This is a genomic window from Rhodanobacter sp. Root627 (assembly GCF_001427835.1).
Classification (GTDB): Bacteria; Pseudomonadota; Gammaproteobacteria; order Xanthomonadales; family Rhodanobacteraceae; genus Rhodanobacter; species Rhodanobacter ginsenosidimutans.
Genome location: NZ_LMGW01000002.1, coordinates 1,003,569 through 1,027,259 on the forward strand (window position 1 = coordinate 1,003,569; position 23,691 = coordinate 1,027,259).

The window sequence follows — 23,691 nt, forward strand, 5'->3', positions numbered from 1 at the left end:
CTTTTCGTTTCGATTCGTGCCCCGCGATGTGCTCTTACACGCGGGCGATGCAACCGATCGCCAGCGCCGCCAGCAGCACGCCGGCCAGGTTGAGCCGGCTCAGCCGCTCGCGGAACAGCAGTACGCCGACCAGTGCGCCCAGTGCCACCACGCCGATGTTCATGCTGGCGAAGACCAGCGCCGGGTGTTGCGGCAACGCGCGATGGCCGCGCAGGTAGAACAGGATATTGCCGAAGTTGAACAGCCCCAGCAGCACGCCGCCGAGCAGGTTGCGCGCGGTGAAACGGGCACCGCCGCGGCAGCGGCGCCACAGCGCCAGGGCGAACGCCACTGGCAGGGCCAGCGCGAACATCGCCTGCAACGAGGTGGCCAGCGGCACGCCGGCTTGCGCCACGCGCTTGAACAGGATGTCGATGACGCCGAAACCGGCCAGCACCAGCAGCGGGTAAAGCCAGCGTGCGGCGTTGGCGGCTGCGGGTGTGGCGGGCGATGGCGACGTCCGCCACAGCATCGCCGCCAGCGCCAGCAGACCCAGCACGATGCCGACCGCGGCGGCCGGGCGCAGCGATTCGCCGAAGAACACGAACGCCGCCGGCAACGACAGCAGCAGGGACAGGCGCTGCGCCGCATCGCTGCGCACGATGCCGGCGTGGCGCACCGAGGCGCCCAGGGCCAGGAAGATGGTCGGCAGCAGCAGGCCCAGGCCGATCAGCGCCAGCCACGGCACCGCCACGTCGTGCAGGGCGGCGACGTCCGGCTGCAACATCAGCGCCACGAGCACGCTGGCGACGGCGTAGTTCCACGCGATCGCCTGGCCCACATCCACCTCGAAGCGGCGGGCGAGCTTGAGCAGCGCCGAGACCAGCACGCTGCATGCGATGGCGAGAAAGACGTCGATCAACGGAATGTCCCGACGGCACAAAGACCCATGTAGGAGCGACTTCAGTCGCGATGCTTTTGCTTTTGGCCTGAGGTTTCCAAGGCCACACAAACAAGAGCGTCGCGACTGAAGTCGCTCCTACAGGTTCCTGCAATACGGCTTACTTCAGTGCGGCGGCTTCGCGCGCCAGTTGCTCGATGCCGGCCCAGTCGCCGCGTGCCATCTTGTCCGCCGGCGTCAGCCAGGAGCCGCCCACGCAGACCACGTTGGTCAGCTTCAGGAAGTCGATCGCGTTGCTGAGGTTGATGCCGCCGGTGGGGCAGAAATGGATCTGCGGCAGCGGGCTGGCCCAGGCGGCGAGCAGCTTGGCGCCGCCCACCGGCACCGCGGGAAACAGCTTCAGGTGCTCATAGCCGCGCTCGAGCAGGGCCATCGCCTCGCTGGCGGTGGCCACGCCGGGCAGCAGCGGCAGTTCGTTGTCGTCGGCCGCATCGAGCAGGCGCGGCGAGGTGCCGGGCGAGACGGCGAAATGCGCGCCGGCCAGGCGGGCGGTTTCCAGCTGGCCGCCGCGCAGCACCGTGCCCACGCCGACCACGGCTTCCTTGACCTCGGCGACGATGGCGCGAACCGCATCCATCGCGGCCGGCGTGCGCAAGGTGACTTCGATCGTGCGAATGCCGCCGGCCACCAGCGCGCGTGCCATCGGCACCGCATGGTTGACGTCGTCGATGATCACCACCGGCACCACCGGGGCGAGCTTGAGAATCGTGGCCAGCTTCTGTTGTCGCGTTTCCTGCAATGTCATGGTCGATGGCATCCGTTTGTATCGGTGGTGCCGGCGCAGTGCGCCGGTGCGGGTTCAGAGATCGGCCGCGTGGTGGCGGTCTTGCGTGCCGAACACGGTAACGCCCGTATCGGCGCCACCCACGGCATTGCGCATCATCGCGAACAGCTCGCGGCCCATGCCGCTGTGATGGGCGCTGAGGTCGGCCACGGCCTGCGGGCGGGCGGCCCATTCGGCGGCGTCGACTTTCGCTTCAAGCGTACCAGCGATGGCGTCGAGCCGGATCACGTCACCGTCGCGCAGCTTGCCCAGCGGGCCGGCGTCGATCGCCTCGGGCGTCACGTGGATCGCGGCGGGAATCTTGCCGGAGGCGCCGGACATGCGCCCGTCGGTGACCAGCGCCACGTGGAAACCGCGCGACTGCAGCACGCCCAACGGCGGGGTGAGCTTGTGCAGTTCAGGCATGCCGATCGCCTTGGGGCCCTGGAAACGCACCACCGCCACCAGGTCACGCTCCAGCTCGCCACGGTTGAACGCGGCCAGCATTTCCTCCTGGTCGTTGAAGACGACGGCGGGCGCCTCGACCACCATGCAGTCGGCGGGCACCGAGGACACCTTGATCACCGACAGGCCGAGGTTGCCCTTGAGCACGCGCAGGCCACCATCGGCACGGAACGGCTCGGCGGCGGGGCGCAGCACGTCCAGGTTGCTGCTGGCCACGACCTCGTTCCAGACCAGCTTGCCGTCGGCGTCCAGCGCGGGCATGCGGCGGTACGGCGCCATGCCTTCGCCCCACACCGTGCGCACGTCGCCATGCAGCAGGCCGGCGTCGAGCAGGGAGCCGATCAGGAACGGCATGCCGCCGCTCTGGTGGAAGTGGTTCACGTCGGCGCTGCCGTTGGGGTAGACCCGCGCCAGCAGCGGCACCACCGCCGAAATGGCGTCGAAATCCTCCAGCGTGAGGATGATGCCGGCCGCGCGCGCCACCGCCACCAGGTGCAGCAGGTGGTTGGTGGAGCCGCCGGTGGCATTGAGGCCGATCACGCCGTTGACGATGGTGCGCTCGTCGACGAGGTGACCGATCGGCGTGTATTCCTCGCCCAGCGCGGTGATCGCCACGGCGCGATACACGGCGGCGCGGGTCAGCGCATCGCGCAGCAAGGTGTTGGGCGTGACAAAGCTGGAGCCGGGCAGGTGCAGGCCCATGATCTCCATCAGCATCTGGTTGGAGTTGGCGGTGCCATAGAACGTGCAGGTGCCCGCCCCATGGTAGGCGGCCGACTCGGCTTCCAGCAGCTCCTCGCGTGTGGCCTTGCCCTCGGCGTAAGCCTGGCGCACCTTGGATTTCTTGTCGTTCGACAGGCCGCTGGTCATCGGGCCGGCGGGCACGAAGATGGTCGGCAGGTGGCCGAAAGTGAGCGCCGCGGTGATCAGGCCGGGCACGATCTTGTCGCAGATGCCGAGCATCAGCACCGCGTCGTAGGTGTCATGCGACAACGCCACCGCGGTGGCCATCGCAATCACCTCGCGCGAGAACAGCGACAGCTCCATGCCCGCGCGACCCTGGGTCACGCCATCGCACATCGCCGGCACGCCGCCGGCCACCTGCGCCACCGCACCGACCAGGCGCGCGGCCTGGCGGATCTGTTCGGGGTACGGTTCATACGGCTGGTGCGCGGAGAGCATGTCGTTGTACGAGGTGACGATGCCCACGTTCGGCGTGACGGTGCCGCGCAACGCGACCTTGTCCTCGCCGCTGGCGGCAAAGGCGTGCGCCAGGTTGCTGCAGCCCAGGCGATGGCGATATACGCCCTTGCCGCTGGCCTCGTCGATGCGTGCCAGGTAGGCACTGCGCGTGGGGCGGCTGCGCTCGATGATGCGCTGGGTGACTTCGGCAATGACGGGGTGCAGCGTACTCATGACAAAACTCCGTGGATGTCGGCCGGTTGCGGCGGCCATTTGCGTTCGTTGGCAGTGGCGATCAGGGCGAAGCCCGCGGGTGTGACCGTCAAGGGCACCAATAGACGGACAGCGGTGCGCGGGTCTGGGCCAGCACGCTGCGCACCGGATAATGTTGCGCGGCCCCCAGACCCAGCCTGGCATCGGCCAGCACGTCGCGTTTGGTGGCGCCGGTCACCAGCAGGTACAGCGCCCGGGTATCGAGCACGGCCGGCAGGCTCAGCGTGATGCGCGGCTCGCCCGCGCCGGGCGCACGCATCGGCAACACCCGCGTTTGGCCGTCCAGATCAAGCGCCTCGGCCAGGTGATCGCCGCCGGGGAAGAACGAGGCGGTATGGCCATCATCGCCCATCCCCAGCACCACCGCATCGAACGGATGCGGCAATGCGTCGATGCGCGCGTTGGCCTCGGCAAGGCCCTTCTCAGGGCTTTCCGCGTCGGTGTACAGCGGCACGAACTGCGCCGCGCTGGCGGCGTTCTGCAACAGCGTCGCCTTGACCAGCCGGGCGTTGGAGCGCTCGTCGGTGTCCGGCACCCAGCGCTCGTCGACCAGGGTGATGTGCACGCGGGCCCAGTCCAGCGATTCACGTGAGAGACGGGCGAAAAGATCCTTCGGCGTGCTGCCGCCGGAGACGGCCAGCACGGCACTGCCGCGCTGGTCGATCCCCTCGCGCAGGTGGCCGGCGATGCGCTCGGCCAGCGCCGCGGCCTGCGCCTTGCAATCGGTGAAACTGTGGGTGGTGACGTTCAGTATGGAAGACATGGCATCAAGAGGGCGCCGCGCAACGGCGGCGCTAGGGATGGGAACAAGGGCGCGAACGCCCGCGGATCAATCGTTGTCTTCGTGCCAGGTGCGGCCATCGCGCTCGATCAATGCCACTGCGGCGCTGGGGCCCCAACTGCCGGCCGCATACGGACGCGGCGACTCGTTGCTGCCGGCCCAGGCAGCCAGGATCGGATCGGCCCACTTCCATGCGGCCTCCACCTCGTCGCGACGCATGAACAGGGTGGGGTTGCCGCGCACCACGTCGAGCAGCAGGCGCTCGTACGCATCCGGCTGTTGTACGCCAAATGCCTCGGCAAAACTCATGTCCAGCGGCACGTGGCGCAGACGCAAGCCGCCGGGGCCGGGGTGCTTGATGCTCAGCCACAGCTTCACGCCCTCGTCCGGCTGCAGGCGCAGCACCAGGCGGTTCTGCACCACCGGGCCGGCGGACGCGTCAAAGATGGAATGCGGCACCGGCTTGAACGCCACCACGATTTCCGAAACGCGGCTGGGCAGCCGCTTGCCGGTGCGCAGGTAGAACGGCACGCCGGCCCAGCGCCAGTTGGCGATTTCCGCCTTCAGCGCCACGAAGGTTTCGGTGTTGGACTGGTGGTTCTCAAGTTCATCGAGGTAACCGGGCACGCTGGCGCCCTCGGCCACGCCGGCGCGGTACTGGCCGCGCACGGTGAGCTGGCTGGCGTTGCTGGCGTCGATCGGCTTCAGCGCGTTCAGCACCTTCAGCTTCTCGTTGCGCACCGCGTCGGGCGACAGCGACGACGGCGGCTCCATCGCCACCATGCACAGCAGCTGCAGGATGTGGTTCTGCACCATGTCGCGCAGCGCGCCGGCATGGTCGTAATAACCGGCACGACGGCCCAGGCCCAGCGTTTCGGCCACGGTGATCTGCACGTGGTCGATATGGGCGGAGTTCCACAGCGGCTCGAACAGCACGTTGCCGAAGCGCAGCGCCAGCAGGTTCTGCACCGTCTCCTTGCCGAGGTAATGGTCGATGCGGAAGGTCTGCGATTCGTTGAACACGCGGCCCACGTCGTCGTTGATGCGGTTGGCGCTTTCCAGGCTGCGGCCGATGGGCTTTTCCAGCACCACGCGCGACTTGCCCTCGTTCAGCCCGTACTGGCCCAGGCGGGCGCACAGGTCAACGAACAGGTCCGGCGAGGTGGAGAGGTAGAACACCCGCACGTGGTCAGGTTGCTCGCCGATCAGCGCCGCGAAGTCGTCCCAGCCGGCATCCTTGCGCGCATCCAGCGGGCGGTAACCGACCTGCTGCAGGAACTGGTCGACCTTGGCCGGCTCGCTGCCGGCCAGCGCGTTCAGCGTCTTGCGCAGCGAGGCGCGGTAACCGTCGTCGTCGAGCACTTCGCGGGCCACGCCGATGATGCGGCTGCTGGCCGGAATCTGGCCGTCCACGAAGCGATGAAAAAGAGCCGGCAGCAGTTTGCGCAGGGCAAGGTCGCCGGTACCACCGAAAATGACCAGGTCGAACGGTTCGACCGGCAGGGAAATCACAGTCACGCCTTCACCTCAACGACAGCAAGCAGTTAGGGAAATGGGCGAACGGGGTCGCCCACGCGGTTCGGCGCCGATCATACCAGTGGAATACCACAGCGCACCAGTTCCCCCGCCAAACGGCTGCGCAGGGTGGACAAAGCCCACCGACTTCGGAAATCATGCCCACCCACGCCATGCAGGCCCTCATTACCTGCCAAAGGCGGCGAAGTTGTCTAACTGGTTCGCTATTGGTATCTTTCGTAACTATGGAAAGCGCCCTGGCACTCGAATATCAGCGGATCTGCAACGATCCGGCCGTCTATCAACCGCTGGCGTATCTGCGCCTGCGCCGCGCGATCCGCAACATCGTGGAGCGCCGCGGCATCGAGCCGGGGCAGACCCTGCCCAGCGAACGCGACCTGGCGCAGACGCTGAAACTGTCGCGCGTCACCGTGCGCAAGGCGATCGCCGGGCTGGTTGAAGACGGCCTGCTGCATCAACGCCACGGTGCCGGCACCTTCGTGGCCGAGCGCATCGTGAAACCGATGTCGCGGCTGACCAGCTTCACCGAGGATCTGCGCGAGCGCGGGTTGTCGCCGCGCTCCGAATTCTTCGAGCGCAGCCTGGGCGAAGTGACGCCGGAAGAATCGATGGCGCTGAACCTCTCGCCCGGTTCGATCGTGGCGCGGCTGCACCGCGTGCGTTACGGCCAGGACGAACCGCTGGCGATCGAGCGCAGCGCCGTGCCGGCCAGCCTGCTGCCCGACCCGATGCTGGTCAGCGACTCGTTGTACGAGGCGCTGGAACGCTTCAACGCCCGCCCGCGACGCGCACTGCAGCGCTTGCGCGCGGTGTCGCTGAACGCCCATCAAGCGCGCCTGCTGCACGTTTCCGCGGGCAGCGCCGGGCTCAACATCGAGCGGCGCAGCTTTCTGGATGACGGCCGCGTGGTCGAGTTCACCTGCTCCTGGTACCGCGGCGACATCTACGACTTCGTGGCGGAACTGCAAACCGACTGATCCATTACCTTGGGAAAAACCACCGACATGGCTGCCAGCGACACGTTGATGCACACCGAAGCGCACGAGACGGCCGATGTCGTGGCGCGCCAGTTCGCCGCCAACGAAGGCGTGATCGCCGCGCTGGCGCAATCGCTGCGCGAACAGCCGCCGCGCTTCATCGTCACCTGCGCCCGCGGCAGTTCCGACCACGCGGCGGCGTACGCCAAGTACGTGTTCGAAACCCAGCTGGGCATCGCCACCGCCTCGGCGTCGCCGTCGGTGACCTCGGTCTACGCGGCGCCGCAGCAGTGGCAGGGCGCGTTGTTCATCGCCATCTCGCAATCGGGCAAGAGCCCCGACCTGGTGCGCAACGCGGAGGCCGCCAAGCTGGCCGGCGCGCGCGTGGTGGCGCTGGTCAACGTGGAGGATTCGCCGCTGGCGAAACTCGCCGATACGGTGATCCCGCTGCACGCCGGTCCCGAGCGCAGCGTGGCCGCCACCAAGAGCTACATCGCCGCCTTGGCCGCCGTGCTGCACCTGTGCGCCCGCTGGAAGAACGACCCGGCCCTGGCCACGGCGCTGAACGCCCTGCCCGACGCCTTGCGCAGCAACTGGGATGCCGACTGGTCGTCGCTGAGCGAAGGCCTGAAGGGCGCCCACAACCTGTTCGTGGTGGGGCGCGGTTTCGGCCTGGGCATCGCGTTGGAGGCGGCGCTGAAATTCAAGGAAACCTGCGGCCTGCACGCCGAGGCGTTCAGTTCGGCCGAGGTGAAGCACGGCCCGATGGCGCTGGTGGGCCCGGATTTCCCCGTGCTGTGTTTCGCCCAGGACGACGACACGCTGGACAGCACGCTGGCGGTGGCGCGCGAATTCCGCAACCGCGGCGCGCAGGTGTTCGTGGCCGCACCGGGCCTGGAGGGCGAGGGCACGCTGCCGGTGGCCACCGGCCTGCCCGCGTTGTGCACGCCGCTGCTGATCATCCAGAGCTTCTACCGCGCGGCCAGCGAACTGGCCTTGCTGCGCGGATTCAATCCGGATGTGCCGCCGCATCTCAACAAGGTCACCGAAACGGTTTGATCGGCTTCGTGCCCGGGCGTCGACGCTGAACGGCCCTTCGACTCCGGCCTGCGGCCTACGCTCAGGGCGAACGGTTGAGGGCTTGGACGGCGTCGGAAAACACCGTTCGCACTGAGCGTAGCCCGCGTCAGCGGGCGAAGTCGAAGTGCCGGGACGAAGCCGGCATCCATCTTCTGTCCTTCATCGAGGCTCCATCATGACTCTCGCCCTTATCAACGGTCGCGTACTCACCCCTGAAGGCTGGCGCGACGACGTCGCCGTCCTGCTCGACGGCGCGCGTATCGCCGCCGTGCTGCCGGCTTCCGATCCGCGCGTACGCGACGCGCAAACCCATGACCTGGCCGGTGCCACGCTGTTGCCCGGCTTCATCGACGTGCAGGTCAACGGTGGCGGCGGCGTGTTGTTCAACGATGCGCCCACGGTGGAGACGATCCGCCAGATCGGCGTCGGCCATCGCCGCTATGGCACCACCGGTTTCCTGCCCACGCTGATCAGCGACGACGCCGACGTGATGCGCGCGGCATTGAAGGCCGTGGAGCAGGCGCTGGCCGAAGGCGTGCCGGGCCTGCTGGGCATCCACCTGGAAGGCCCCTACCTGGCGCCCGCGCGCAAGGGCGTGCACGACCCGAAATTCTTCCGCGTACCCGACGCCGACGAGCTGGCGTTGCTGTGTGCGCCGCACCGTGGCGTGCGGCTGATCACGCTGGCGCCGGACCAGATGCCCATCGCCAGCATCAGCGCCCTGGCGGCCAGCGGCGTGATCGTCTGCGCCGGCCACACCGCCGCCGACTACGCCACCACACGCGCCGCGCTGGACGCGGGCGTACGCGGCTTCACCCACCTGTTCAACGCCATGACCCCGTTCGGCAGCCGCGAACCGGGCGTGGTCGGCGCGGCACTGGACGATGCCGATAGCTGGTGCGGCATCATCGCCGACGGCCACCACGTGCATCCCGTCAGCCTGCGCGTGGCGATCGCCGCCAAGGCCCGCGGCAAGATGCTGCTGGTCACCGACGCGATGCCGCCGGTGGGCGCCGAAAGCCCCGAATACAAGCTCAACGGCGAAACCATCATCGTCAAGGACGGCGTCTGCCAGACCGCCAACGGCACCCTGGCCGGCTCCGCGCTGGACATGGCCGGCGCCGTGCGCAACGCGGTGGAAATGCTGCGCCTGCCGCTGGACGAAGCCGCCCGCATGGCCAGCACCTACCCGGCCGATTTCCTGGGCCTGGGCGCCAGCCACGGCCGCATCGCGGCCGGTTACCAGGCCGACCTGGTGGCGCTGGATGCCGACTACCGCGTGCAGCAAAGCTGGATCGGCGGCGTCGGGAGCCAAGCCCCCGACGCCGTATGAGCACGGCGTTATTTGGCCGGCAACCCCAACTCATGCGCGAAGAAGGTCAGCCCGATGGCGGTGTCGCCCACCCGCTGGCTGAAGGGCGCGCCCACGCCGTGGCCGGCATTCATGCGGGTCAGCAGCAGGATCGGTTGATCCGATGAGGTGGCGTTCTGCAGCGCGGCGGTGAACTTGCGTGATTGCCACGGCGCCACGCGCGGGTCGTTGGCGCCGGTGGTCATCAGCACGGCCGGGTAGGCGGTGCGCGGCTTCACGTTCTGCAGCGGCGAATAGGCCAGCGTGGCCTTGAACTGCGCGGGGTCGGTGACGCTGCCGTACTCGCTGACGTTGTACGGGCCGTTGGCGAAATCCGTCTCGTGGCGCAGCATGTCGTAGATGCCCACCCGCGCCACCACGGCACGGTAGTCAGCCGGGTGCTGCACGATCTGCGATCCCATCAACAGGCCGCCATTGCTGCCGCCCAGGATGCCCAGGTGGGCGCGGTCGGTCCAACGGGTATTGAACAGCGCCAGCGCGGCCGCGTGGAAATCGTCGAACACGTTCTGCTTGTGCAGTTTCTGGCCCTGCGCATGCCAGGCCTGACCGTTCTCGTTGCCGCCGCGGATGTTGGCATAAGCCAGCACGCCACCGCGCTCCAGCCAGGCCAGGTTGGCGCCCACGAAGCCGGGTTTGATCGGGATGTCGAAGCCGCCGTAGCTGTACAGGATGGTGGGGCGCGTGCCGTTGGGGGTGATGCCGGGCATCGACAGCACGGTGACCGGAATCTTGGTGCCATCCTTCGAGGTGCCGTCGATGCGCTGCACCTTCACCTTCGAATAATCGGCGGCAGGCTTGACCTGGAAGATCGTCTTCAAGCTGCCGCTGCGGCCGTCGTATTCCACCCAGCGCGACGGCGTGGTCCAGCCGCTGTAGCTGATCAGCGCCTTGTCCTGGCCGGACTCGGAGGCGATCGCGCCCACGCTGATACCGTGCGCCGGCAATGGCAGGCGGCGCACGAAGGCGGCCTTGGCGTCGTACTGCTCCACCCACCAGTCCGGGCCTTCGCTGCGCACCACCAGGAAGCCGTTGCCCAGCGGCGCCAGTTGCTGGATCGCACCCTTGCGCTCGGGCAGCACCGTGGTGGTGGCACCGTTCGCATCCACCGCCACGATGCGGCCGCGCGGCGCGTCCGCGAACGTCGCCACGTATAGACGTCCAGACACCCAGGCCGCGGTGCGCGCGTTGGCGTCATGGCCCAGCACCGGGCGGAACGCGCTGCCGCGGCGGATGAACACCTCGGCCGGACCGCCGTCGCCCTCGTAGGCCAGCACGGCGGCCTGCGCCGAGGTGGTGTCATCGACCAGCACGTACTCGGCCACCTTCGAATAATCGCGGCCGAACACCGTGCGGTCGGCCGCGACGGGCTGGCCCAGCGTGTGGTGCGCCAGCGCCGCGTTGAACTGTTCCACCGGCTTGCCGGGCGCGGGCGGCACGAAGCGCACATAGCTGAAGCCGCGCTCGTCCGCATCCCACGCCACGCCCTGCGGCGTGGTGCCGCCGCCGGCCCAGGGCAGGGTGTCGGGCAGCAGCTTGCCGCTGTGCACGTCGAGCACGTGCAGGGTGGTCAGCTCGCTGCCGCCCTCGGCGCTGCCGTAGGCCAGGTAGCGCCCTTTCGGCGAGGGCCAGTAGCCGGTGATGGCGGTGCCGCCGTGGTCGGCATTGGGGTCCACCAGCGTTTTGGCGGCGCCGTCGGGCCAGGCCTGCGCGATCACCACCGGCTGCGGCTGCGGCGGCGTCTGCTGCTGGTAGAACAGCGTGCCGCCGGCCAGCACCGGACCGCTGCGGGTGGTGGAGGTGATCGCCAGCTGGCGCACCCGCGCGGTGAGCGCCGCACCCTCGGGCATCTTCGCCAATTCGGCTTCGGTGTAGGCGTTCTGTGCGCTGATCCACGCCTGCACCTGCGGATCGTCGGGGTTTTCCAGCCAGCGGTAGGGGTCGGCCACGGTCACGCCGTGCAGCACGCTGCGGTCGGTCCGCGCGGGCGTCGGCGGCGGCAGCAGGCGCTGGCCGATCAGCGACACGTCGCGCGACGGCGTGCGTGTGACTGGCGTCGGCGCCGTCGACGTCTGGGCGAGACAGGCCGCAGCGGGTGCGAACATCAGGATGGCCACCACGAGGGCTTGGCGCATGACGGAAACTCCCTGCAAAACGAAGGCACCGAGGGTAACGCGGGCCACTTCGATTCCGGGTGATTTCGGGGCCTGACTTGTGGCAGGGGTGGCGCCCGCGCCGGGGATCGCCCGCTATGCTCAGAGCTTGCGAAAAAATCGACCGCCTACTGCGAACGTCGCCGAACGTCCGTGCCGGCGACGCTCTCGCTACGGCGTTCGAATTTTTCGCAAGCTCTCACCATTTGCAGGAAACCCCGAAGATGCGTCGACTGCTGCTTGCCGGCCTCATTGCCTTCACCGTGCTGCCGCTGGCGGCGACACCGCCGTCCACCCCGCAACCGCTGGACCTGGAAACCATCATGGCCAACCCGGATTGGGTCGGCCAGGCGGTGGAAAGCCCGTACTGGAGCGTGGACGGGCGCAGCATCTACTACGCGGTGAAGCGCGACGGCAGCCCGGTGCGCGACCTGTACCGGGTCGACGCGGCCAGCGGCCAGAGCGTGAAGCTGGATGCCGCGGCGCGGGCGCAGGCCGGCGGCGATCCGGTGTTCGACCGCAGCCGGCAGCACGCCGCGTACATCCTGCATGGCGACGTTTTCGTGGTCGACGTGGCCAGCGGCCAGCGGCGCCAGGTGACGCGCACGCCGCAGGACGAGTCCTCGCTGCAGTTCTCCGCCGATGGCCGCGCGCTGCAATACCGCGACGGCAACGACTGGTACAGCTACGACCTGGCGCAGGCTGTCGTCGCTCCGGTGGCCTTGCTGAAATTTGCCGACGATCCGCAGGACGCCAAGCCCGATGCGCTGGGCGAGCGGCAACTGGCCACCTTCAGCACGCTGCGCCAGCTCAAGGCCGACAAGCAAGCCGTGCGCGACGAGACCGAGGCGTTGCAGGCCGCCGACCCCGGCCGCGCGCCGATGCCGTTCTGGCTGGGCGACAAGATCAAGCTGGTGGATGCCCAGCTCTCGCCCAACGGCCGCTGGATGCTGCTGGTGACTGTGCCCAAGGACGCCAACCCGGGCAAGCTGCCGCAGCTCACCCACTACGTCACCGACAGCGGTTACGCCGAGCCCGAGGACGTGCACACCTACGTGGGCTGCAACGACCCGGCCGGCCAGTCGCTGCTGCTGCTGGACCTGGTCAACCACAAGCCCTACGCGCTGCCCACCGACAACCTGCCCGGCATCAAGGACGACCCGCTGAAGACGCTGCGCGGCGACGCCATCGCCGCGCTGGAAAAAGCCGGCAAGGCCGACCAGGCCAAGGCGCTGAAGGCGCCGGACGTGCGCCCCGTGACCGTGGCCGGCGACGGCGGCGACAGCATCGCCTGGAGCGACGATGGCACCGAGCTGGCCGTGCAACTGCGCGCCATCGACAACAAGGACCGCTGGATCGCCAGCGTCGATTTCGGCGACCACGCGCTGGTCAATCAGCAGCGGCTCACCGACCCGGCCTGGATCAACTGGAACTTCAACGATTTCGGCTGGCTGAAAGACAGCCACACGCTGTGGTATCTCAGCGAACAGAGCGGCTGGTCGCAGCTCTACAGCAAGCCGCTGGATGGCAAGGCCAAGGCGCTCACGACCGGCCGCTTCGAAGTCAGCCATCCGCAATTGAGCCCCGACGGCCGCTGGTTCTACCTGCGCAGCAACCAGGTGGCGCCATACAGCTACGACGTCTACCGCGTGCCCAGCACGGGCGGCGCAATGACGCGCGTCACCCAATACCAGGGCATGGACGACTTCAAGCTCTCGCCCGACGGCAGCCAGCTGGCGGTGCTGCATTCCTCCGCCTACCGTTTGTCGCAACTGGCGGTGCAACCGGCGGCCGGCGGCGCGGCGCGCGAACTGACCGACACGATGAAGCCGGCCTTCACCGCGCATCAGTGGATCACCCCGAAGATCGTGCAGATCCCGTCCAGCCACGGCGCCGGCGTGATCTACGCCAAGTACTACGGACCGGCCGAAAGCGATGGCACCAGCCGTCCCGCCGTGCTGTTCGTGCACGGCGCCGGCTACCTGCAGGACGTGACGCTGTCGTCCACCTATTACTTCCGCGAGCAGATGTTCAACAACCTGCTGGTGCAGCGCGGCTATGCCGTGCTGGACATGGATTACCGCGCCTCCGAAGGCTATGGCCGTGACTGGCGCACCGCGATCTACCGCAACATGGGCCATCCGGAATTGGAGGATCTGCTGGACGGCAAGGCCTGGCTGGTGAAGAACCACGGTGTCGACCCGCAACGCGTGGGCATCTACGGCGGCAGCTACGGCGGCTTCATGACCGAGATGGCCTTGCTGCGCGCCCCGGGCGAATTCGCCGCCGGCGCCGCGCTGCGCCCGGTCAGTGACTGGACGCTGTACAACCACGAATACACCGCCAACATCCTCAACGACCCGCAGATCGATCCGGCCGCCTATACGGCCAGCTCACCGATCGAGTACGCCAACCAGTTGCAGGACCCGCTGCTGATCGAACACGGCCTGATCGACGACAACGTGCTGGCCGAGGATTCCATCCGCCTGTACCAGCGCCTGATCGAGCTGCGCAAGAAGAACTTCTGGATCTCGCTGTACCCGATGGAGCGCCACGGCTTCGTGCATCCCGACGCGTGGTATGACGAATACCGGCGCGTGTACGAGCTGTTCGACACCTATGTGAAACCGACGGCGCCGAAGCCGTAGTTGCCTATACTTTCGTACCGAACGACAAGGCTGGTTTTTCACCGTGCATTACGAGATCACCCAGGCGTCCGCCACGGACGCCCAGGCCATCGCCGGCATGGCCGTTGCGCTCACCGAGGAAATTTCCCGCCGCATGGGCGTGCAGCATTTCGACCTGGACCTCGACGGCACCGCCGCGCTGTGCGCGCGGACGCTTGCCGAAGGCAGCTACACCGCGCTGTTGGCCACGGTGGACGAGCGCCCGGTGGGTTTTGTCGGCCTGTCGCAGGGTTGTGCCCTGTACGCCGGTGGTGCCATCGGCACGATGCAGGAGTTCTACGTGGCGCCCGACTTTCGCTCGGGCGGCGTCGGCGCCGCCTTGATCGAGGCAGTGAAGGCGCAGGCGCGGGCGCGCGGTTGGCGCCGCATCGAGGTCTGCACGCCGCCCCTGCCCGAATTCGACGCCAGCCTCCGCTTCTACATCCGCGAGGGTTTCGAGATCAGTGGCGGACGAAAGCTGAAAGCCATCGCGTGAAAAAATAGGGGGCGCGCCACGGATTGGCGCGCCCCCGACTGCAGGAGCGGCTTCAGCCGCGATGCTCTTGCTTTTCAGCCTCAGGGCGAGAGCATCGCGACTGAAGTCGCTCCTGCAGAAAGCGATGGCGCTACTTCACCACCAGCGTGGCCACCATCGTGGGGTGGAACTTGCAGTAGACCTCCACCGTGCCGGCCGTGGCTTTCATGCGCACGGTGGCGCCGGGTTTCAGGTCGATGTCGAAGCGGCCGTCACGAGCGGTGGCGGTGTGTTCCAGGATGCCGCGATTGACCCACTCGATGATGTCGCCGGCGCGTACGCCGGTCGGCATCGGGCCGTACTGCATCGTGTCGACCACGATGACGTGCACCTGCGGTGCCGGCGTGGCCGATGGGGCGGTCGTGGGGTTTTTTGTCGGCGGGGTGGCCGCCACCGCCAAGCCGCTCATCGCCAGCAGGCTGGCAAATACCATCAACGTGCAACGCATGATCCGCTCCTTACTTCAGGCTCTGCGCCAGGTGTTCGGCGTGCATCTGATGCGACTCGAACAGCTTCAGGCCGGTTTCCAGCAGCGACTTCAGCTCTTCGTTTCTGGCCGACGGAATCAGCGTGCCGGAGAGCGCCTTGTTGACCGTCTGGTGGAAGGCCACCTCGTTGGCCGCATAGGCCTTGTCGTAGGCGTCACCGCTGAGCGCGGCCAGCTTCACCTGCTCAGCCGCGGCGGCCTTGGCCAGCGCCTGGCTGGTGGGGTTGTCGGCCGGCGTCACGCCCAGCTTCTTGCACAGCGCCAGCGCCTGTTCGTTGACGGCGGCGTGGTCACGTGCCATTTCCTCGGCGAAGGCGATCACGGCCTTGTTGTGGGACTTCTTCAGCGCCTGCTTCGCCGCGGTGACATCGATTGCACCGGCGGTATAGGCGATGTGCGCGATCTGCGCGTCATCGATGGTGGCCGGCGCGGTGGCGGCGGCCGGCGCGGGCTGCGCCTGCACGCTGGCGACGGTGCCGAAGGCAAGGGCGATGGCGAGAGCGAAAAGTGATTTTTTCACGTGATTTCTCCTGATGGACATGGGCAGGTTCGGCAGTTGCCCGTCTGCGGCCATGGGATGCGCGTGCTGCCCGCGAGGTTCCGGAAATCCGCAGCGGGAACCTGCGGCGAGGTCATCGCATCCCATTCGGTGTACAAGGAGAAATCATGTCCGCTTCCCTTCATGCCGTTGCCGTTGACTACTCCGCGCTGGACGATGCCGCGCTGGTTGCCCTGGTGCGTGGTGGCCAGCAAGGCGCGTTCCGCCACATCATGCAGCGCTGCAACCAGCGACTGTTCCGCATCGCCCGCAGCGTGCTGGGTGAGGATGCCGAGGCCGAGGACGTGCTGCAGGAGTCCTACCTGCGCGCGTACCGCAAGCTGGATACCTTCCGCGGCGAGTCCAGCCTGCTGACCTGGCTCACCTCCATCGTGCTGAACGAGGCCCGTGGCCGGCTGCGCAAGCGGCACAACATGGTCGGGCTGGAGAAAATCGACGAGTCCCCCATGGATACCCACCAGATCGTCCAGTTCCCCTCGCGCTTCGGCAGCGAAGACCCGGCCGTGTCCGCCGCGCGCACCCAGATCCGCCACCTGCTGGAACACGCCATCGACGCCTTGCCGCCGGCGTTCCGCACCGTCTACATGATGCGCGACGTGGAGGAGTGCTCGGTGGAGGAAACCGCCACCCAGCTGGCGATCAACCCGCAAACGGTGAAGACCCGCCTGCATCGCGCCCGCCGGCTGCTGCGCCATTCCCTGCACGGCACGGTGGCCGCCTCCCTCACCGACGCCTTCCCCTTCATGGGCGAACGCTGCGCCCGCGTCACCGAGGCGGTGATGGCGCGGTTGGCGGCGAAGGGGTAGCCGTTTCCTACATTGCTGGTGATGGCTATCAGCCGCCCAGACGCTGCGCCATCCGCGCGAAGCTGGCCGCGGTCGGCGCGTCGGCGGGGGCGAAGAAGAACGCGGTGGCGCGGTCGAGGTGGTCTTCGTCGCGGATCGGCATGCGCATCGAGTGGATGCTGAGGTGGCCGAAATCCGGGTGGAAGAACGGCACGATGATCGCGCTCAACGGCGCCGTGTGGCAGCGCTGCCACAGCGTCACGAATTCGGGGCTGGCCGCCGTCAGCGCGGCGATCAGGCGGTCGAAGCGGGTGTCTTCGGGATGCGCCGCGTAATTCATGCGGAACATGCCCAGCAGGTTCAGCGCGCCGTTCTCGAAATCCGGGTACAGCCGGCGCCGCGCCGGGTTCATGAACGCGTTCCAGATGTGGTTGTCGGCGAATGGCCCGCCGAACTCGCCCAGGTCGTACAGCTTCCCTGCCAGCCGGTTCCAGGCCAGCAGGTTGAACACCGTATCCAGCACGAACGCCGGCGCCTGGTACAGGTCCAGCACCTGCTGGGTCACCGGCGGCAGGGTGAAGTGGTGCTCGGTCACCTCGGTGCGTGACAGGCCCATCAGCGAGAACAGGTAGGTTTCGTCGGTGGCCGACAGCGACAGCGCCCGCGCGATGCGGGTGAGCGCGGCGGCCGACACGTTGATGTCGCGACCCTGCTCCAGCCACGTGTACCAGGTGAGCCCCACGTCAGCCAGCGTGGCCACTTCCTCGCGCCGCAAGCCGGGGGTGAGCCGGCGCGTGCCGCGTGGCAAACCTACCGCCTCGGGCGTCAGCATCGCCCGCCGCGTGCGCAGGAAAGCCTTCAGCTCGTTGCGTTGCATGGGCGTGGTCATCGACAACCGGTGTGGTGGTGGTGGGAGTACCAGCAGTGGGAAGTGCCTTCCCATGATAGCGGCGGTGGAAATAGGGTTGCCTGTCCCGTCCGTCACCCTTCCACGCCGGTGATCGCCGATCACGGCCACGCGGACGCCCGTTTTGTTCAACCCGCACCCACCACGCACGGCTCCCAGCCGTTCGCCGTGCCCGCCGGCCATCGCCGTGCCTGTTTGTTTTGCACCTTCGCCAGGAGACCGACATGTCGCTACTCCCCTTTCCCCAACCCGTGCAGCCCGACACCGATGCCTTCACCGATTTTGTGGTGCACGCACAGCTGATGCTCGATCCGGCCACGCCGGAATCGGTACGGCGCGAAGCCGAACCGCGCCTGCTGGGGCAGCTGCCCACCTTGCTGGCGCTTGGCGTGTTCGACCTGTTTGCGATCCGCGACCCCGCCTTGCGCAACCTGGTGCAGGACGAACTGGCGAGCCTGCGCGCCCGGGCGGGCTAAAGCGCGGTAACGCTTGCCAGAGCAAAGATGAACGTCCATATATTTGCCTTGACAAATATATCTGTGGCAATAGAATGCACGGCCATGAATTCCGAAGTGCTCGCTTTTGGCACGCCCCGGGAGAGCCTGGGCATCCTGCTCGGCCTCGTCCGCAGCGAAGTCGTGCGTGCGATGGAGGCCGAACTGGCGGCCAAGGGATTGAACCTGAGCTTCACCCAGTTCCTGATCATCAAGCGGCTGTCCCGGCTTGGCCCGATGTCGGCCACCGAGCTGGCCCGCTCGGTGGAGCTGGACGGCGGCGCCATGACCCGCCAGCTCGATCAGCTCGAAGGCAAGGGCTACCTGCGCCGCTGCCGGCATGAGCAGGACCGCCGCGCGCTGCGGATCGAGCTGACCGAGGCCGGCAGCACGCTGTGGCAGGAGCTGACCAACTGCAACGAACGCGTGCTGAGTGCGGCCCAGCGCTCGCTGGATGAAGCCGAACAGGCGCAACTGCACGACTACCTGGAGCGCGTGTTGCACGCGCTTCGCGACAAGAACTGACCCTCTCACCCCGGACTTTTCACCCTGGACCTTTCCATGCGTCTGCATCTTCTTGCGGCTGCCGCCGCCCTGACCCTCGCGTTGGCCGGCTGTGCCAGCAGCGGCGGCCTGCACCCGGACGGCACGCCGATCGATCCGGCCACGCTGAAGGCCGACCACAGCCTCGCCCATTTCTCCGCCGCCGCCTGGCCCTCCACCGACTGGTGGAGTGCTCTGGGCGACCCGCAGCTCGACGCGCTGATCGCCGAAGCGCTGCAGAACAACCCCGACCTCGGCGTCGCCGATGCCCGCGCCCGCGCCGCCCAGGCCGAGGCGGGCGTCGTCGATGCGGCGCGCAAGCCCAGCGTGAACGGTGGCGCCTCGGTCGCCGCGGCCCGGCCACCGGCCGCGCTGCTCGGCGACAAGGCGCATTTCGGGCTGGCCAAGTACGGCTATGCCAGCTTCAACTGGGATCTGGACCTGTGGGGCGGCAAGCGCGCCGCGTGGGAAGCGGCGGTGGGCCAGGCCCGTGCCGCCGAGGTCGATGCCCGCGCCGCACGCATCGAACTCTCCGGCAACGTGGCCCGCGCCTACGCGCAGCTCGGCTACGCGTTCACCCAGCAGGATCTGGCCGCCAGCGAGCTGCAACGCGCCAGCCAGTCGCGCGAACTGACCCGCCAGCGCGTCGCCGCCGGCATCGACAACCAGATACAGCTGCGCCAGGGCGACGCCGAAGTGGCCAGCGCCGAGCAGCAGGTGGCGCTGGCCAGCCGCGCCGTCGACGCCGCGCGCTCGTCGCTGTCGGTGTTGCTGGGCAAGGGCCCGGACCGCGGTTTGCAGATCGCCCGGCCGCAGCTGCTGCACCCGGCCGAACTGGCGGTGCCGTCCAACCTGCCGCTGGATCTGGTCGGCCATCGCGCCGACCTGGTCGCCGCGCGCTGGCGCGTCGAGGCCGCCGGCAAGGACATCAAGGCGGCGAAGACCGAATTCCTGCCCAGCATCAGCATCGGCGCGATGGCCGGCGTGGTCAGCATGGGCGGCGCCAACCCGCTCAGCCTGGCGGGGCGGTTCTACCAGTTCGGGCCGTCGCTGAGCCTGCCGATCTTCGACGGCGGCAAGCTGCGCGCCAACCTGTCCGGCAAGGATGCGCAGTACGACATCGCCGTGGCGCAGTACAACCGCACCCTGGTGGGCGCGCTCAACCAGGTCGCCGACGACTTGTCCGCGTTGCAGTCGCTGCAGCAGCAGCTCGACGCGCAGCAGCGCGCGCAGGATGCCGCCCAACAGGCCTGGCAGTTGGCCGAGCAGCGCTACAAGGCCGGCATCGGCAGCTACCTGGAAGCGCTCAGCGTGCGCCAGCAGCTGCTGGCGGCCGAGCGCGGCACGGCGCAGTTGCAGGCGCAGCAGGTCGATCTCTCGGTACAGCTGATCCAGGCCCTCGGCGGCGGCTTCCGTCCGCAAGCCGATGCGCCCGCGCCGCTTTCCTCTTCCACCCCATCACGTTCCTGAGGCACCCCCATGTCCAGCCAGACACCGCCCGAACAGGGCAGCACACCCACCGCGCCACCGGTCGCCGCACCACCGTCCCCGCCGCAAACCAAGACCCGGTCGCGCGGCTTGATGCTGCGCCTGCTCGGCGTCGTGCTGTTGGTCGCCGCCATCGCCTGGGGCCTTTGGTATTACTTCGACGGCCGCTGGTACGAGGGCACCGACGATGCCTACGTCAACGGCAACGTGGTGCAGCTGACGCCGCAGATCGCCGGCACGGTGATCAGCATCGGTGCCGATGACGGCGACCGCGTGCATGCCGGCGACGTGCTGATCAAGCTGGACCGCAGCAACGCCGACGTGGCCCTGGCCGGCGCCAAGGCCGACCTGGCCGGCACCGTGCGCAAGGTGCGCGGCCTGTACAGCAGCGTCAGCGGCGCGCAGGCCGACGTGGCCGCGCGCAAGACCGCGGTGGCCAAGGCCCGGGCCGACTACAACCGCCGCGTGGCGCTGGCAAAGTCCGGCGCCATCTCGGCCGAGGAGCTGTCGCACGCCAGCGACGCGCTGACCACCGCCGAGAGCGGCCTGATTGCCGCCCAGCAGCAGTACCAGACCAGCAAGGTGCTGGTGGACGACACCGTGGTCGCCTCGCACCCGGACGTGGAGGCCGCCGCCGCGCGGCTGCGCGCCGCGTTCCTGGATGACCTGCGTACCACCCTGGTGGCGCCGGTGGACGGCTATGTGGCCAAACGCTCGGTGCAGCTGGGCCAGCGCGTGCAGCCCGGTGCGCCGCTGATGGCGGTGGTGCCGCTGAACGAAGTGTGGGTAGACGCCAACTTCAAGGAAACCCAGCTCACCGACATGCGCATCGGCCAGCCGGTGGAGATCGAATCCGACGTCTACGGCAGCGACGTGAAGTACAAGGGCAAGGTGCAGAGCCTGGGCGTGGGCACCGGCAGCGCGTTCTCCCTGCTGCCGGCGCAGAACGCGACCGGCAACTGGATCAAGATCGTGCAGCGCATCCCCGTGCGCATCCTGTTCGACGACCCGGCAATGCTGCAGAAGCATCCGCTGCGGCTGGGCATGTCGCTCACCGTGGACGTGGGCCTGCACGATCGCAGCGGCCCCACGCTGGCGCAGCAGCCGCCGACCAAGCCCGCCTTCAGCACCGACGTTTACGCGCAGCAGTCGGCCAAGGCCGACGCGATGATCGCGCAGATCATCCACGCCAACATGGCTGGCGGCGAATAACTCATCAGACTCCCTCCCCTGCTTTGCAGGGGAGGGCTGGGGAGGGGTTCGCTCTTGATCTTTAGGTCAAGAGCGTTACCCCCTCCCAACCTCCCCCTGCGAGCAGGGGGAGGAGCAAGGCAGACTCCCTCACTGACCGATTGCGATGACCACCCATTTCCGTCCACCCAATCTGGCACTCAGCACGATCGGCCTGTCGCTGGCCACGTTCATGCAGGTGCTGGACACGACGATCGCCAACGTGTCGTTGCCGACCATCGCCGGCAACCTCGGCGTCAGCAACAACCAGAGCACGTGGGTGATCACCTCGTTCGCGGTGAGCATGGCGATTTCGCTGCCGCTCACCGGCTTCCTCACCCGCCGCTTCGGCGAGGTGAAGCTGTTCACCGCCTGCACGCTGCTGTTCGCGCTGACCTCGTTCATGTGCGGCGTGTCCCAGAGCATGGGCATGCTGATCCTGTTCCGCGCGCTGCAGGGCGCGGTGGCCGGGCCGATGTATCCGATCACCCAGAGCCTGCTGATCGGCATCTATCCGCCGGCCAAGCGCGGCATGGCGCTGGCACTGCTGGCGATGGTGACGGTGGTGGCGCCGATCGCCGGCCCGATCCTGGGCGGCTGGATCACCGACAACTATTCGTGGCCGTGGATATTCTTCATCAACGTGCCGATCGGCATTTTCGCCAGCATGGTGGTGGCCAACCAGTTGCGCGCGAAAGTCGAGAAAACCGAGCGGCCGAAGATCGACTATGTCGGCCTGATCACCTTGATCATCGGCGTGGGCGCGCTGCAGATCGTGCTGGACAAGGGCAATGACGAGGACTGGTTCAACTCCACCTTCATCATCGTCACCAGCATCATCTCGGCGGTCAACATCGCGATCTTCCTGATCTGGGAACTGACCGACAAGGATCCGATCGTCGACCTGAAGCTGTTCCGCCACCGCAATTTCACCGCCGGCACGATCGCGCTGGTGCTGGCCTACGCCGCGTTCTTCGCGATCGGCCTGCTGGTGCCGCTGTGGCTGCAGCGCAACCTGGGCTACACCTCCACCTGGGCTGGCTATGCCACCGCACCGCTGGGCATCATTCCGGTGCTGCTGACTTTCTTCGTGGGCAAGTACGCCACCAAGGTCGACCTGCGCCTGCTGGCCTCGGTGGCGTTCATCGTGATGGGCGTGACGTGCTTCATGCGCGCCGATTTCTACATCGGCATCGACTTCTATCACGTGGCGATGGTGCAGCTGTGGCAGGGCCTGGGCGTGGCGCTGTTCTTCATGCCGATCCTCACCATCCTGCTGTCGGACCTGCAGCAGAACGAGATCGCCTCGGGCTCCGGCCTGGCCACCTTCCTGCGCACCCTGGGTGGCAGCTTCTCGGCCTCCATCACCACCTTGCTGTGGGAGCGCCGCGCGGTCGCCCACCACGAGCAACTGGCCGAGCACATCAACGTGTTCAACCCCACGTCGCAGGCGGCGATGGATCGCCTGGGCCAGGGCGACGCGCAAGCGGGCGCCAGCGTGATCAACAACATGATCACCCAGCAGGGCTACCAGATCTCGTTCAACGAGGTGTTCCACATGCTGGGCTGGGTGTTCATCGCGCTGGTGCTGGTGATCTGGCTGGCCAAGCCGCCGTTCAGCGCCAAGGCGGGGCCGGCGGCGGGCGGGCATTGAGTCTTGGAAGAGCCCCTCATCCGCCTTCGGCACCTTCTCCCGCAAGCGGGAGAAGGGAAGCCTCGGTCCCGCACCTTTTCCCTTCTCCCGCTTGCGGGAGAAGGTGCCCGACAGGGCGGATGAGGGCGCTCTCGATCTAGAACGCCACCCCCACCAACGCCATCGTCTCGCCCCGATTCGGCTCATGCAGGCTGCCGTTGGAAATGTGCCGCAGCTGCACGCTGAAACGCTGGCCCTGCCAGCCCACGGTGGTGGCGAATTCGTAGACGCTGCTCAGCGCCTGGGTGCGGCCGGTGTGCGCCACCGGTTGCAGGCTCAGGAACAGCCGGCGGCTCCATTCGTCGCCTTCGCCGGCATAGAGCCGCACGCCGGCGGCCAGCAGCGCGATGCTGTCGCGGGTGGTGTAACGCTTGCCGCGAAAGCGGGCCACGTCGCGACCATCGATCCAGCCGACGGAGACGTCGGGCGCCCAGCTGAAGCGGGTGTCGCCGAGCGGGTGCGGTGCGAACACCGCTTCGATGAAGGCGGTATTCGCGCCGTAGTCGTCCATAAAGCTTTGCCCGGCTTGCAATTCCCAGTGGGCGGCGGTGGCAGGTAGGGCGGTGAGGGTCAACGGCAGCAACACGAACGCCGAGCGGAGCGTGGGGATGAAACGCATGGGGAACCTGTGGAAATAAATGGTGTACGCGGTAGTTCAGTATATCGTGTCGCGCACGAGTGACCGCAGGCAAGTCCCCGTTTCTCGCCATTTCCCCGGCCGTCCACCGGACCGTATCCGCTGCGGGCAACCGCTTCGGGCGGCACGCAGCGGGTCCGGTCGACGC

21 protein-coding genes are annotated in these 23,691 nt (G+C 67.8%); 11 read left to right on the top strand and 10 right to left on the bottom strand.

Annotation, left to right across the window (positions count from 1 at the left end; translation table 11 throughout):
- Window positions 1–34: 34 nt before the first annotated feature.
- The 5 genes from ASD68_RS11600 to zwf form a co-directional block, all read right to left on the bottom strand.
- Window positions 35–901: a hypothetical protein gene (locus tag ASD68_RS11600; protein ID WP_056606875.1), complete on the bottom strand. Its 867-nt coding sequence runs from the start codon at window positions 899–901 to the stop codon at window positions 35–37.
- Window positions 902–1,040: 139 nt separating this feature from the next.
- Entirely contained in the window at window positions 1,041–1,685 is a 645-nt protein-coding gene (eda, locus tag ASD68_RS11605) for a bifunctional 4-hydroxy-2-oxoglutarate aldolase/2-dehydro-3-deoxy-phosphogluconate aldolase (RefSeq protein WP_056083245.1), read from the bottom strand.
- Between the two features lie 54 nt (window positions 1,686–1,739).
- Complete coding sequence (edd, locus tag ASD68_RS11610) at window positions 1,740–3,584, bottom strand: phosphogluconate dehydratase (protein ID WP_056606880.1); 1,845 nt, start codon at window positions 3,582–3,584, stop codon at window positions 1,740–1,742.
- A gap of 88 nt (window positions 3,585–3,672) precedes the next feature.
- Complete coding sequence (gene pgl / locus ASD68_RS11615) at window positions 3,673–4,386, bottom strand: 6-phosphogluconolactonase (protein WP_056606883.1); 714 nt, start codon at window positions 4,384–4,386, stop codon at window positions 3,673–3,675.
- A gap of 66 nt (window positions 4,387–4,452) precedes the next feature.
- Window positions 4,453–5,916, bottom strand: coding sequence for a glucose-6-phosphate dehydrogenase (zwf, locus tag ASD68_RS11620; protein WP_304437644.1), 1,464 nt, complete (start codon window positions 5,914–5,916; stop codon window positions 4,453–4,455).
- A gap of 248 nt (window positions 5,917–6,164) precedes the next feature.
- On the opposite strand from zwf, the gene ASD68_RS11625 reads away from it, so the two are divergent.
- The 3 genes from ASD68_RS11625 (at window position 6,165) to nagA (ending at window position 9,330) form a co-directional block, all read left to right on the top strand.
- Window positions 6,165–6,917: a GntR family transcriptional regulator gene (locus ASD68_RS11625; RefSeq protein ID WP_007080594.1), complete on the top strand. Its 753-nt coding sequence runs from the start codon at window positions 6,165–6,167 to the stop codon at window positions 6,915–6,917.
- A 27-nt stretch (window positions 6,918–6,944) separates the two neighbouring features.
- Window positions 6,945–7,976 carry an SIS domain-containing protein gene (locus tag ASD68_RS11630; RefSeq protein WP_056606887.1) on the top strand — a complete coding sequence of 344 codons (1,032 nt, stop codon included), beginning with the start codon at window positions 6,945–6,947 and terminating at the stop codon, window positions 7,974–7,976.
- 196 nt (window positions 7,977–8,172) lie between these two features.
- Window positions 8,173–9,330, top strand: a complete 1,158-nt coding sequence (gene nagA / locus ASD68_RS11635) for an N-acetylglucosamine-6-phosphate deacetylase (RefSeq protein WP_056606890.1) — start codon at window positions 8,173–8,175, stop codon at window positions 9,328–9,330.
- An 8-nt stretch (window positions 9,331–9,338) separates the two neighbouring features.
- Here nagA and ASD68_RS11640 read toward each other — a convergent pair whose 3' ends face one another.
- The gene (locus tag ASD68_RS11640) at window positions 9,339–11,501 is read right to left on the bottom strand and encodes a prolyl oligopeptidase family serine peptidase (RefSeq protein WP_056606893.1); all 2,163 of its coding nucleotides are present in this window, start codon (window positions 11,499–11,501) and stop codon (window positions 9,339–9,341) included.
- Between the two features lie 242 nt (window positions 11,502–11,743).
- On the opposite strand from ASD68_RS11640, the gene ASD68_RS11645 reads away from it, so the two are divergent.
- Window positions 11,744–14,167: a prolyl oligopeptidase family serine peptidase gene (locus ASD68_RS11645; protein WP_056607558.1), complete on the top strand. Its 2,424-nt coding sequence runs from the start codon at window positions 11,744–11,746 to the stop codon at window positions 14,165–14,167.
- Between the two features lie 43 nt (window positions 14,168–14,210).
- Complete coding sequence (locus tag ASD68_RS11650; RefSeq protein ID WP_200945379.1) at window positions 14,211–14,681, top strand: GNAT family N-acetyltransferase; 471 nt, start codon at window positions 14,211–14,213, stop codon at window positions 14,679–14,681.
- Window positions 14,682–14,811: 130 nt separating this feature from the next.
- Here ASD68_RS11650 and ASD68_RS11655 read toward each other — a convergent pair whose 3' ends face one another.
- The gene (locus ASD68_RS11655) at window positions 14,812–15,168 is read right to left on the bottom strand and encodes a cupredoxin domain-containing protein (RefSeq protein ID WP_056606897.1); all 357 of its coding nucleotides are present in this window, start codon (window positions 15,166–15,168) and stop codon (window positions 14,812–14,814) included.
- A 10-nt stretch (window positions 15,169–15,178) separates the two neighbouring features.
- Window positions 15,179–15,727 (bottom strand): DUF4142 domain-containing protein, encoded by a 549-nt coding sequence (locus ASD68_RS11660; RefSeq protein WP_200945380.1) that lies wholly within the window; start codon window positions 15,725–15,727, stop codon window positions 15,179–15,181.
- 146 nt (window positions 15,728–15,873) lie between these two features.
- On the opposite strand from ASD68_RS11660, the gene ASD68_RS11665 reads away from it, so the two are divergent.
- Entirely contained in the window at window positions 15,874–16,572 is a 699-nt protein-coding gene (locus tag ASD68_RS11665; protein ID WP_056606900.1) for an RNA polymerase sigma factor, read from the top strand.
- Window positions 16,573–16,600: 28 nt separating this feature from the next.
- Here the strand turns inward: ASD68_RS11665 and ASD68_RS11670 are convergent, their stop codons facing one another.
- Window positions 16,601–17,440 (bottom strand): helix-turn-helix transcriptional regulator, encoded by an 840-nt coding sequence (locus ASD68_RS11670; RefSeq protein WP_235578725.1) that lies wholly within the window; start codon window positions 17,438–17,440, stop codon window positions 16,601–16,603.
- Window positions 17,441–17,682: 242 nt separating this feature from the next.
- On the opposite strand from ASD68_RS11670, the gene ASD68_RS11675 reads away from it, so the two are divergent.
- The 5 genes from ASD68_RS11675 to ASD68_RS11695 all read left to right on the top strand — a co-directional run bounded on the left by ASD68_RS11675 (window position 17,683) and on the right by ASD68_RS11695 (window position 22,867).
- Window positions 17,683–17,934: a hypothetical protein gene (locus ASD68_RS11675; protein ID WP_056084260.1), complete on the top strand. Its 252-nt coding sequence runs from the start codon at window positions 17,683–17,685 to the stop codon at window positions 17,932–17,934.
- Between the two features lie 84 nt (window positions 17,935–18,018).
- The gene (locus tag ASD68_RS11680) at window positions 18,019–18,477 is read left to right on the top strand and encodes a MarR family transcriptional regulator (RefSeq protein ID WP_056083275.1); all 459 of its coding nucleotides are present in this window, start codon (window positions 18,019–18,021) and stop codon (window positions 18,475–18,477) included.
- Window positions 18,478–18,513: 36 nt separating this feature from the next.
- Complete coding sequence (locus tag ASD68_RS11685) at window positions 18,514–19,965, top strand: efflux transporter outer membrane subunit (protein WP_056606903.1); 1,452 nt, start codon at window positions 18,514–18,516, stop codon at window positions 19,963–19,965.
- A 111-nt stretch (window positions 19,966–20,076) separates the two neighbouring features.
- Window positions 20,077–21,195: an HlyD family efflux transporter periplasmic adaptor subunit gene (locus ASD68_RS11690; protein WP_235578740.1), complete on the top strand. Its 1,119-nt coding sequence runs from the start codon at window positions 20,077–20,079 to the stop codon at window positions 21,193–21,195.
- A 145-nt stretch (window positions 21,196–21,340) separates the two neighbouring features.
- On the top strand, window positions 21,341–22,867 hold the full coding sequence (locus ASD68_RS11695; RefSeq protein WP_056606908.1) for a DHA2 family efflux MFS transporter permease subunit: 1,527 nt from the start codon (window positions 21,341–21,343) through the stop codon (window positions 22,865–22,867).
- A gap of 136 nt (window positions 22,868–23,003) precedes the next feature.
- Here the strand turns inward: ASD68_RS11695 and ASD68_RS11700 are convergent, their stop codons facing one another.
- A complete protein-coding gene (locus ASD68_RS11700; RefSeq protein WP_056606911.1) occupies window positions 23,004–23,525 on the bottom strand; it encodes an acyloxyacyl hydrolase in 522 nt (173 codons plus the stop codon).
- Window positions 23,526–23,691: the final 166 nt, after the last annotated feature.

Bases quoted from the DNA above. Each gene is read 5' to 3' on its own strand.
- eda (WP_056083245.1), bottom strand. From the start codon at position 1,685: ATGACATTGCAGGAAACGCGACAACAGAAGCTGGCCACGATTCTCAAG.
- edd (WP_056606880.1), bottom strand. From the start codon at position 3,584: ATGAGTACGCTGCACCCCGTCATTGCCGAAGTCACCCAGCGCATCATC.
- pgl (WP_056606883.1), bottom strand. From the start codon at position 4,386: ATGTCTTCCATACTGAACGTCACCACCCACAGTTTCACCGATTGCAAG.
- ASD68_RS11625 (WP_007080594.1), top strand. From the start codon at position 6,165: ATGGAAAGCGCCCTGGCACTCGAATATCAGCGGATCTGCAACGATCCG.
- ASD68_RS11630 (WP_056606887.1), top strand. From the start codon at position 6,945: ATGGCTGCCAGCGACACGTTGATGCACACCGAAGCGCACGAGACGGCC.
- nagA (WP_056606890.1), top strand. From the start codon at position 8,173: ATGACTCTCGCCCTTATCAACGGTCGCGTACTCACCCCTGAAGGCTGG.
- ASD68_RS11640 (WP_056606893.1), bottom strand. From the start codon at position 11,501: ATGCGCCAAGCCCTCGTGGTGGCCATCCTGATGTTCGCACCCGCTGCG.
- ASD68_RS11645 (WP_056607558.1), top strand. From the start codon at position 11,744: ATGCGTCGACTGCTGCTTGCCGGCCTCATTGCCTTCACCGTGCTGCCG.
- ASD68_RS11655 (WP_056606897.1), bottom strand. From the start codon at position 15,168: ATGCGTTGCACGTTGATGGTATTTGCCAGCCTGCTGGCGATGAGCGGC.
- ASD68_RS11665 (WP_056606900.1), top strand. From the start codon at position 15,874: ATGTCCGCTTCCCTTCATGCCGTTGCCGTTGACTACTCCGCGCTGGAC.
- ASD68_RS11670 (WP_235578725.1), bottom strand. From the start codon at position 17,440: ATGACCACGCCCATGCAACGCAACGAGCTGAAGGCTTTCCTGCGCACG.
- ASD68_RS11675 (WP_056084260.1), top strand. From the start codon at position 17,683: ATGTCGCTACTCCCCTTTCCCCAACCCGTGCAGCCCGACACCGATGCC.
- ASD68_RS11680 (WP_056083275.1), top strand. From the start codon at position 18,019: ATGAATTCCGAAGTGCTCGCTTTTGGCACGCCCCGGGAGAGCCTGGGC.
- ASD68_RS11685 (WP_056606903.1), top strand. From the start codon at position 18,514: ATGCGTCTGCATCTTCTTGCGGCTGCCGCCGCCCTGACCCTCGCGTTG.
- ASD68_RS11690 (WP_235578740.1), top strand. From the start codon at position 20,077: ATGCTGCGCCTGCTCGGCGTCGTGCTGTTGGTCGCCGCCATCGCCTGG.
- ASD68_RS11695 (WP_056606908.1), top strand. From the start codon at position 21,341: ATGACCACCCATTTCCGTCCACCCAATCTGGCACTCAGCACGATCGGC.
- ASD68_RS11700 (WP_056606911.1), bottom strand. From the start codon at position 23,525: ATGCGTTTCATCCCCACGCTCCGCTCGGCGTTCGTGTTGCTGCCGTTG.